We start from the raw sequence: 9,673 nt of genomic DNA, 5'->3' as shown, positions 1-9,673 counted from the left end.
AGGGTGGCGTTGGCGTGGGTAGTGTGGGGCATCGAGGGCCTTCCGGTCCGGTGGTAGATGTCGCAATCCACACCGATACCGGAGGCCCTCTTCGTGTGTGTCAGGCGGGGTGGGTGTTACCAACCTCCGTGGTCAGTACACCTAGGCCGCGGGGTCGCCGGTGCCGGGGGTGCCGTCGCCGCCGCGGGAGCGGCGGCGGGCCAGGTGGACCGCGGCCGCGCCGCCGCCGACCGCCAGCACCCCGGCGGTGACCAGCCCGGCCAGCGCGGCACCGGTGATGGGCAGGCCCCCGATCCCGGTGCCGTCGTCGTCGGCCGCCGGTGCGGAGGTCTCCGTGGGCGACGGCGTCGCCGGGTCGGTGCCCTCGTCCGGGCCGCCCGCCGCGGGACCCCCGGTCCCCGGGGAGGGGGACGGGGACGCGTCGTCCTCCCCCGCGGTCGGCCCGTCGGTCGGCTCCCCGTCGTCCCGCTCCCCGGCGGCCGGGGCGTCCGTGGTGCCGCCGCCGTCGGTGGGGCACTCCACCGACACGGCCGCCATCGCCAGGTCGAACAGCTCAGCGCCGTCGACGGTCGCCCGGACACCGGTGTACATCTCTCCCGCACCGCCGTCGCCGTCCCCCTCGGCCGGGGCGTGGTCGGTCACCGTCACCTCGGCGGTGCTCCCGTCGGGCAGTTCGACGTCGGCGGAGGCCTCGCCGCCGGACGGGGTGAGCGGGGTCCCGAACACGGTGACGACCCGTTCGGCCTCAGGTCCGCCCTCCCACTCCAGGTTCCCGGAGAAGTCGCAGGTGAGCGAGTTGCGCAGCGGTCCGACCTCGACCGCGGGCGTGTCGATGCCGGGCAGGGACAGGGTGAGCCCGCCCAGTTCGGCCACCGCCTCGGCCCGCCCCCCGCCCCGCGCCGTGGTGTTGACCGTCGCCTGCACGGGCCCCACCGCCGACACCGGTTCGAGCAGCCCGCCCGGGTCGCTGGCGGTGTCGGCCTCCAGCCGCTCCTCGCCCACCTCCGAGCTGACGTAGACGGTGCCCCACAACCCCTCGGCGCCGCCCGCGTCGGGGGCCACGGCCAGGCCCACCAGGGTCGCGCTCGCCGTGGCCGGGAACGTCGGCGCGGCGAGGGCGGGGGCGATCGACGCCGGGGCGGCGGCGATGCCCAGGGCGGCCGCGCAGGCGACGGTAAGGCGAAGACTCAACGGATGTCCACCTCGCGAAAGACCCGGCGCGCGGCCGGGGAACCCATGGATGATCGCGAGTCTAGGCAGCGCCCGGCAAAGCGACGGGCAAGGGCGCACCGGCCCGGGTAACGGTGTCCCGCCGCCCCGGTGGCCGGGGCCCGCGTCGGGGACCCCTGCTCAGAGCCTCTGCTCAGGGCCCCTGCTCAGGGCCCCGGGCCGGGACCCCGGGTCAGGCCCCGACCGGGCACAGGTCGACGTACGGGTTCCAGGCCTCGTACAGGTTCGGCTCCATGTCGGAGAACGCGGAGTTCCACTCGGCGGGCGTGGCGACCCGGTCCTGCTCCGCCGTGACGGGGACCTCCAGCAGCGCGGCCAGTTCCAGGGTGCCCATCTCCCCGGAGGAGATCCGGTCCCAGTGCTCCTCCAGCAGCGCGCGCACCCGCTCCGGGGGCTCCGAGACGACCCGCCGCCCCAGCTCCAGGTCGGCGGGGGAGGGGGCCATGTCGGTCAGGGCGCTCGCCAGGGTGTCGGTCCGCAGGTAGTCGTCCTCCGGCTCGTAGGCGGCGACGACGCGGTCCACGACCCAGGCGACCACCGCGGTCCGGGCCTGCCCGGTGCTCCGGCAGTCGTCCTGCCCGTAGGGGCCGGGCTCGCCGGCGGACATCCCCAGCGTCTTGCGGGCGAACGCCGAGTACAGGTACGAGTGCCAGGGATAGGTGTCGGGGTCCAGGTAGTCGTGGACGATCACCGCGGGCCGGGCGGCGTCGAACTCGCGGGTGTACCAGTTGGCGTCCTGCCACACCACCGGGGCGCCGGCCCGCGCGGCCTCGGGCAGCTCGTCCAGGACCGGGTCCAGGGTGTCGTGCCAGGAGGGGATCCAGGAGTCGTAGCCGGGCAGCGGGCAGTAGGTCACGCCCTCGACCTCCTGGCAGGGCCAGGGGCCCTCCACCCCGTACACCTCCGTGTCCGCGTACTCCCGGACGCTCAGCATCCCGTCGCGCCACACCGTCGAGTTGCCGTGGACGGCGACCCCCACGGCCCCGGACGCCAGCACGGCCGCGGCGACCGAGGTGGCGACCAGGACCCGGACGCGGCCGCGGGCGCCCAGCACCAGCACCACCAGCGCGGCCACCACCAGGCCGGTGTAGCCCAGCGAGTACATGTTCACGGTGGACAGGGACACCGAGTAGTCGGGGAAGGGGCTGATGACCTGCTGCAGGGCCATGGTCGCCCGCGACATGGCGCTGTTGAGCCGCTCCGACAGCAGGATGCCGTTGTAGACCATGTACAGCGGCAGGCAGAGCGCGAGGAGGACCAGCGGCAGGTACGAGCGGGTCCACAGGACCAGGAGCAGCGCCCCGAGCGGCCCGGCCGCCGCCACCAGGAACGGCACCGGGAGCGCCAGCGGGGTGATGATCCCGGCGGGTGGCAGGGGCTCGGCGGTCAGCCACAGCCACGACCCCAGCACGACCAGGATCACCCACAGCAGCAGCACGGCGGCCAGCGCCAGGGCCGTGGTCCGGCCGGTGCGGCCCAGCGGGGTCGCGGTGATCACCGGGTGGCGGGCCTCGCGCACCGCGGAGGGGGTGACGGCGCTGAACCCGATCGCGGCGATGAACAGGCTCGACGTGGACATCTCGGCGTACCAGGAGTCCACCGACTGGCCGGGGTAGGAGCCCGACCACATGAAGTACACGAGGAACAGCACGCTGCCGGGCAGCAGGAACGGCCCGCGCAGCAGGCGGACCGTGTTGAACAGCGTCAGTCGGACGAAGGTGGCGGTGCGCCTCACCGCACCGCCCCCGCGGGCTCGGCGGGTTCGGCCCCGGACACGCCGACGAGCAGCAGGTAGGCGTCCTCCAGGGTGGGCTCCACCGCGTTGAAGGCCGCCCCGGGCGGCAGCGGCGACCCCGGGGTCAGGACCCGGTGGCGCCCGTCGGGCAGCCGCCAGGAGGTCAGGCCGCTGCCCGGGTCGCCGGGCCCCTCCCACACGTGCCCGCGGGCGCGCGCGATCAGGTCGCCGGGCGCCCCGTCGAAGGCGACCCGGCCCCCGTCCAGGCACACGATGTGCCCGCACAGGGCGGCCACGTCCTCGATCTGGTGGGTGGACAGCACCACGGTGCTGTCCACGGCCAGCCGGGACACCAGGTTGCGGAACCGGATGCGCTGCTCGGGGTCCAGGCCCACCGTCGGCTCGTCCAGCAGCAGCAGCTCGGGGTCGCCCATCAGGGCCGAGGCCAGCGCCAGGCGCTGGCGCATACCGCCCGACAGGCGGCGCACCCGGCTGTGCCGCCGGTCGTACAGCCCGACCTGGCGCAGCACCCGGCGTACCTCGTCGTGCCGGGTGCGGCGCCCGCCCAGCTCCTTGAGCACCGCCATGTAGTCGAGCAGGGCGAACGCGGTGAAGTGCGGGTAGAAGTCGGGGTTCTGCGGCAGGTAGCCCAGCCGCCGCCGGACCTCGGTGCGCTCGACCGCCCGGGACGGGTCCAGGCCGAGCAGGCGCATCCGGCCGGAGGTGGTGTCCAGGTCGGTGGCCAGGCAGCGCATCAGGGTGGTCTTGCCCGCCCCGTTGCGGCCCAGCAGCCCGGTCACCCCCGGGCCCAGCTCCAGGTCCACCCCGTTCAGGGCGGTCCGGGTGCCGTACCTGCGGGTGACCCCGCTCAGCTCCACCCGGCCGGTGAGGGCGGTGGTCATGCCATCCTCACCCGCAGCAGCAGGACGCCGACCAGGGCGGCCAGGGCCACACCCCAGCACGCCTGGGCCTGCGGGGCGAACACCCCGACGGGGACCGTCTGCCCGGACAGGGACACCAGCCCCAGGACCGCCAGCCACAGGATCCCCACGATCCCCGAGGCCGCGCTCAGGTGGATCCAGTGGCCCAGCAGCAGCGAGCCCGCGACCAGGGTCAGCGAGGGCAGCAGCCAGAAGACCGCGTCCCAGGCGGTGGTGGTGTGCGGCAGCATCAGCGCCGCCCCGGTGCACAGCAGCAGGGCCGGGACCAGGACCGCGCAGGTGCGCAGGAACAGCAGCCGCTGCCCGGCCATGGGCGTGACCGAGGCCAGGGTGTGCGCCGGGTCGACCCCGCGCCCGTAGGCCAGGGCCACGCCGACCAGCGGCACCACCGGTGCCAGGAAGACGAACATCAGCGAACCGCGCGGCAGCAGGTGCGCGGCGAACAGGGCGGCGGCCAGGACCACCACGGTGGAGCCGAGCCAGGCCTGGTAGAGCCGCGGGGTGGCGGCCAGGAGCTTGGCGGTCTCCGCGCGCAGGCCGACGGCGGCCAGCACGGTCTCGACCGGGCCGCGCCGGGGCCGGTCCACGGTGTCGCGCAGTGATGCCCAGCTGTCGGCCAGCCACGACTCGTCGGCGGGCAGCAGGGATCGGCAGGGCGCGCAGTGCATCAGATGGGCCTCCACCGACATCGCGGTGATCTCGTCGCTTCTCCGGGCCGCGTAGTCGTGGGCCTGGGCCGGGGTCAGGTGCCAACCGCTCATGACGTCAATGCCTCCCGCAGACGCGCCTTGGCGCGCATCACCCGTGTCTTCACGGTGCCTTCGGGGATCTGGAGAATCTGTGCGGCCTCCTTCACGGTGAGTCCGTCCAGCACGGTCGCCTGTATGGCGGCCCGCAGCTCGGGGGACAGGGTGTGCAGGGCCGCGCCCAGGGGGCCGTGCTCGATGTTGAGCAGCACGGTGTCCTCGGCGGAGGCGTCCCCGATGGTCTCGTAGGGTTCCGCCTCGATGTCGGAGATCCACTGGTTGGCCCGCCGGCGCAGCTGCGAGATGAGCTGGCGGATGGCGATGGTCCACAGCCAGGCCCCGGCGTCGGTGTCGCCGGGCCGGGGTGTGAAGGAACCGGCGTTCTTCCACACGGCCAGGAAGGTCTCCTGGAGGGCGGCGTCGACCTGGTCGGGGTCGGAGCAGCGGTAGTTCAGGCGCGCCCGCAGCCAGGGGGCGTGCCTGCGGTGGAGGATCTCCAGCGCCTCGGCCTCGCCCGCCGCGATGGCGGTCAGCAGCACCGGGTCGGTGCTGTCGGGGCCGTAGGAGGGTGCGCGGCGGTGCGCGCGTCGGAACAGCTTCACGGTGGGGTTATCGCTCGGGGCTCGAAGGACGGTTCACGGTGTGCGGCCTTTTCGACGCTACCCGCGCGCCGGGGGGAGATCGTCCCGGCGGGTGGGAGAAAATGGGGTTTATGCGCCTGAGGATCTTCCTTGAGCCCCAGCAAGGGGCCACCTACGAGGACCAGCTCGCCGTGGCCAAGGCCACCGAGGAGCTCGGGTTCGACGCCCTCTTCCGTTCGGACCACTACCTGCACATGGGGGACTCGGCCAGCGGCCTGCCGGGGCCGACCGACGCCTGGATCACCCTGGCCGGGCTGGCCCGCGAGACGTCGCGGATCCGGCTGGGCACGCTGATGACGGCGGCGACGTTCCGCTACCCGGGCCCGCTGGCGATCACGGTCGCGCAGGTGGACCGGATGAGCGGCGGCCGGGTCGAGTTCGGGTTCGGCGCGGGCTGGTACGAGGAGGAGCACGCCGTGTACGGCATCCCCTTCCCGACCACGGCCCGGGAGCGGTTCGACCGCTACGAGGAGCAGCTCGACATCATCACCGGCCTGTGGTCCACCCCGGTCGGCGGCACGTTCAGCTACGAGGGCAAGTACTACCGGCTGGCGGAGGGGCCCGCGCTGCCCAAGCCGGAGCAGGCCCCGCGGCCGCCGGTGCTCATCGGCGGCACCGGACCGCGCCGCACCCCGCGGCTGGCCGCGACGTTCGCCGACGAGTACAACGTGCCGTTCTCCTCGGTGGCCGACACCGGGGCCGCGTTCGACCGGACGCGGGCGGCCGCGGCGGCGGTGGGGCGCGCCGAACCGATCGTCTACTCGGCGGCGCAGGTGCTGTGCGTGGGCCGCGACGAGGCCGAGATCGCCCGGCGGGCCGAGCGCATCGGCCGGGAGGTGGACGAGCTGCGGCTCAACGGCCTGGCCGGGACGCCCGCCGAGGTGGTCGACAAGATCGGCCGGTTCGGGGAGCTGGGCGCCGAGCGCATGTACCTCCAGCTGCTGGACATGGCGGACCTGGAGCACCTGGAGCTGGTGGCCTCGGCGGTCGCCCCGCAGCTGGACTGAGGGTTCGCGATGCGCCGGCGGGGTTCTGGAGGCCCGGAGGAGACGTCTTCGAGGAAGGGCCTGCGGCCGTAGGCCGTCCGTTGGGGGCGGTGGCGGGTGACGGGTGGGCGAGGATGTCGACGTAGGGCCACTGCGCTCCCTTGAACCCATTCCCGCATTCTCGGGGCGCATCGCACGAACCAAAGCGAAGCGGAGGTTCAAAAGAACAAGCAGGGGTGCTGACAGGGGGCGGGCGGGTTCACGATAACTTGATATCGAGATACAAGTGGGATAACTTGATATCAAGATAAACGAGGGTTCCCCCCGACCCGGGCCGGGCCCGGGTGTGTGACGTCGACCTCTCGGCGTCTCCCGGCCCCGAGCATCACGGGCGTCCGCGCGCAGCGGACCGCCTGGCCTGTGACGAGTGGTGTCGTCGCAGGTCATGGCCGCTTCCGAGAGGTCGGATACGGTCGGAGGACACCCCCGCGGCCCTCCGTCCACCCGGCGACCGGTTAGGGCGGCCTCAGTGGGTCCCGCATCCGCCCGATGGGGCAGGATGCCAGGGACAAAGTGGCGAGATCAGGAGGCAGACACCGTGTCCGCGAACAGCTTCGGCGCCCGTGACACGTTGCGCGTTGGCGACGAGTCGTACGAGATCTTCCGGTTGGACTCCGTGGAGGGCTCCAACCGGCTTCCCTACAGCCTGAAGGTCCTCCTGGAGAACCTTCTGCGCACCGAGGACGGTGCGAACGTCACCGCCGACCACATCCGCGCCCTGGCCGGCTGGGACGCCAAGGCCCAGCCCAGCCAGGAGATCCAGTTCACCCCCGCCCGGGTGATCATGCAGGACTTCACCGGCGTCCCCTGTGTCGTCGACCTCGCCACCATGCGCGAGGCCGTCCGCGACATGGGCGGCGACCCGGACAAGATCAACCCGCTCGCCCCCGCCGAGCTGGTGATCGACCACTCCGTGATCGTCGACCTGTTCGGCACCCCGGACGCGTTCGAGCGCAACGTCGAGATCGAGTACGAGCGCAACCAGGAGCGCTACAAGTTCCTGCGCTGGGGCCAGACCGCGTTCGACGAGTTCAAGGTCGTCCCGCCCGGCACCGGCATCGTGCACCAGGCCAACATCGAGCACCTGGCGCGCGTCACCATGAGCCGCAACGGCCAGGCCTACCCCGACACCTGCGTCGGCACCGACTCGCACACCACCATGCAGAACGGCCTGGGCATCCTGGGCTGGGGCGTCGGCGGCATCGAGGCGGAGGCCGCCATGCTCGGCCAGCCGATCTCCATGCTCATCCCGCGCGTGGTCGGCTTCAAGCTCACCGGCCAGCTCAAGCCCGGCACCACCGCCACCGACCTCGTGCTCACCATCACCGAGCTGCTCCGCCAGCACGGTGTGGTCGGCAAGTTCGTCGAGTTCTACGGCGAGGGCGTCACCTCCGTGCCGCTGGCCAACCGCGCCACCATCGGCAACATGAGCCCCGAGTTCGGCTCCACCGCCGCGATCTTCCCGATCGACGACGAGACCATCCGCTACATGCGCCTGACCGGCCGCTCCGAGCAGCAGGTCGCCCTGACCGAGGCCTACGCCAAGGCCAACGGCTTCTGGCACGACCCGGCCGACGAGCCCGAGTTCTCCGAGTACCTGGAGCTCGACCTGGGCGACGTCGTCCCGTCGATCGCCGGCCCCAAGCGCCCGCAGGACCGCATCGTCCTGGCCGAGGCCAAGGAGACCTGGCGCCACGACGTGCGCAACTACGTCTCCGACGAGGCCGACGAGGCGGGCGAGGAGTCCTTCCCGGCCTCCGACGCCCCGGCGCAGTCCGCCAACGGCGCGCGCCCGCACAAGCCCGTCAAGGTCACCATGGCCGACGGCACCGAGACCGAGATCGACCACGGCGCCGTCGTGATCGCCGCGATCACCTCCTGCACCAACACCTCCAACCCGTCGGTCATGCTGGGCGCCGCCCTGCTGGCCAAGAAGGCGGTGGAGAGGGGCCTGTCCCGCAAGCCGTGGGTCAAGACCTCCATGGCCCCGGGCTCCAAGGTCGTCACCGACTACTACGAGCGCTCCGGCCTGACCCCGTACCTGGACAAGCTGGGCTTCAACCTGGTCGGCTACGGCTGCACCACCTGCATCGGCAACTCCGGCCCGCTGCCGGAGGAGATCTCCAAGGCCGTCCAGGACAACGACCTGGCCGTCACCGCGGTGCTGTCCGGCAACCGCAACTTCGAGGGCCGGATCAACCCGGACGTCAAGATGAACTACCTGGCCTCGCCGCCGCTGGTGGTCGCCTACGCCCTGGCCGGGTCCCTGGACGTCGACATCACCACCGAGCCCCTGGGCGTCGGCAAGGACGGCGAGCCGGTCTACCTGGCCGACATCTGGCCGACCGCCGAGGAGATCCAGGAGGTCATGGACTCCGCGATCGCCGCCGACATGTACGAGTCGGCCTACGCGGACGTCTTCGCCGGTGACGAGCGCTGGCGCTCGCTGCCCACCCCGACCGGCAACACCTTCGAGTGGGAGGGCGAGTCGACCTACGTCCGCAAGCCCCCGTACTTCGAGGGCATGGCCGAGAACCCGTCCCCGGTCACCGACATCACCGGGGCCCGCGTCCTGGCCAAGCTGGGCGACTCGGTCACCACCGACCACATCTCCCCGGCCGGCGCCATCAAGCCGGGCACCCCGGCGGCCGAGTACCTCAAGGCCCACGGTGTGGAGCGCCGCGACTTCAACTCCTACGGTTCCCGCCGCGGCAACCACGAGGTGATGATCCGCGGTACGTTCGCCAACATCCGCCTGCGCAACCAGATCGCGCCGGGCACCGAGGGCGGCTACACCCGCGACTTCACCCAGCCCGACGCCCCGGTGTCGTTCATCTACGACGCCGCGCAGAACTACGCGGCGCAGGGCACCCCGCTGGTCGTCCTGGGCGGCAAGGAGTACGGCTCCGGCTCGTCCCGCGACTGGGCGGCCAAGGGCACCAGCCTGCTGGGCGTCCGCTCGGTCATCACCGAGTCCTACGAGCGCATCCACCGCTCCAACCTCATCGGCATGGGCGTCCTGCCCCTGCAGTTCCCCGAGGGCCAGAGCGCGGACTCCCTCGGCCTGACCGGCGAGGAGACCTTCTCCATCACCGGCGTGACCGAGCTGAACGAGGGCCGCATCCCCGCCACGGTGAAGGTGACCACCGACACCGGCGTCGAGTTCGACGCCGTGGTGCGCATCGACACCCCCGGTGAGGCCGACTACTACCGCAACGGCGGCATCCTGCAGTACGTGCTGCGCCAGCTGATCGCCGGGTAGTCACCTGGACTCCGCTGCCGTGCCCGACCGGCACGGCGCGCGGTTCACGGGGCCGCCATCGCCCGACCGGCG

Annotated in this window: 7 protein-coding genes; 2 read left to right on the top strand and 5 right to left on the bottom strand. The window is 72.6% G+C overall.

Annotated elements, in window-relative coordinates:
• Nucleotides 1-141: 141 nt before the first annotated feature.
• From ACJOT3_RS28020 to ACJOT3_RS28000, 5 genes are all read right to left on the bottom strand, one after another.
• Entirely contained in the window at nt 142-1,191 is a 1,050-nt protein-coding gene (locus ACJOT3_RS28020; RefSeq protein ID WP_406976123.1) for a hypothetical protein, read from the bottom strand.
• 211 nt (nt 1,192-1,402) lie between these two features.
• Nucleotides 1,403-2,965, bottom strand: coding sequence for a hypothetical protein (locus ACJOT3_RS28015; protein WP_406976122.1), 1,563 nt, complete (start codon nt 2,963-2,965; stop codon nt 1,403-1,405).
• Nucleotides 2,962-3,867, bottom strand: a complete 906-nt coding sequence (locus ACJOT3_RS28010) for an ATP-binding cassette domain-containing protein (protein ID WP_406976121.1) — start codon at nt 3,865-3,867, stop codon at nt 2,962-2,964. Before ACJOT3_RS28010 ends, ACJOT3_RS28015 begins: the two co-directional genes overlap by 4 nt.
• Nucleotides 3,864-4,667, bottom strand: a complete 804-nt coding sequence (locus ACJOT3_RS28005) for a zf-HC2 domain-containing protein (protein WP_406976120.1) — start codon at nt 4,665-4,667, stop codon at nt 3,864-3,866. Before ACJOT3_RS28005 ends, ACJOT3_RS28010 begins: the two co-directional genes overlap by 4 nt.
• Nucleotides 4,664-5,254 (bottom strand): RNA polymerase sigma factor, encoded by a 591-nt coding sequence (locus tag ACJOT3_RS28000; protein WP_406976119.1) that lies wholly within the window; start codon nt 5,252-5,254, stop codon nt 4,664-4,666. The genes ACJOT3_RS28005 and ACJOT3_RS28000 overlap by 4 nt, the downstream gene beginning before the upstream one ends.
• A gap of 110 nt (nt 5,255-5,364) precedes the next feature.
• Between ACJOT3_RS28000 and ACJOT3_RS27995 the strand changes: the two genes are divergently transcribed.
• The gene (locus ACJOT3_RS27995; protein ID WP_406976118.1) at nt 5,365-6,300 is read left to right on the top strand and encodes an LLM class F420-dependent oxidoreductase; all 936 of its coding nucleotides are present in this window, start codon (nt 5,365-5,367) and stop codon (nt 6,298-6,300) included.
• 577 nt (nt 6,301-6,877) lie between these two features.
• Nucleotides 6,878-9,601 (top strand): aconitate hydratase AcnA, encoded by a 2,724-nt coding sequence (gene acnA / locus ACJOT3_RS27990; RefSeq protein ID WP_406976117.1) that lies wholly within the window; start codon nt 6,878-6,880, stop codon nt 9,599-9,601.
• Nucleotides 9,602-9,673: the final 72 nt, after the last annotated feature.

It is taken from the genome of Nocardiopsis protaetiae (assembly GCF_045446735.1).
GTDB classification, from domain to species: Bacteria; Actinomycetota; Actinomycetes; order Streptosporangiales; family Streptosporangiaceae; genus Nocardiopsis; species Nocardiopsis protaetiae.
The sequence above is the reverse complement of the archived record's forward strand: the minus strand, read 5'-3'. Positions and strand labels throughout refer to the sequence as shown.

Coding starts and splice junctions, on each gene's coding strand:
- ACJOT3_RS28005 (WP_406976120.1), bottom strand. CDS start 4,667: ATGAGCGGTTGGCACCTGACCCCGGCCCAGGCCCACGACTACGCGGCC.
- ACJOT3_RS27995 (WP_406976118.1), top strand. CDS start 5,365: ATGCGCCTGAGGATCTTCCTTGAGCCCCAGCAAGGGGCCACCTACGAG.
- ACJOT3_RS28010 (WP_406976121.1), bottom strand. CDS start 3,867: ATGACCACCGCCCTCACCGGCCGGGTGGAGCTGAGCGGGGTCACCCGC.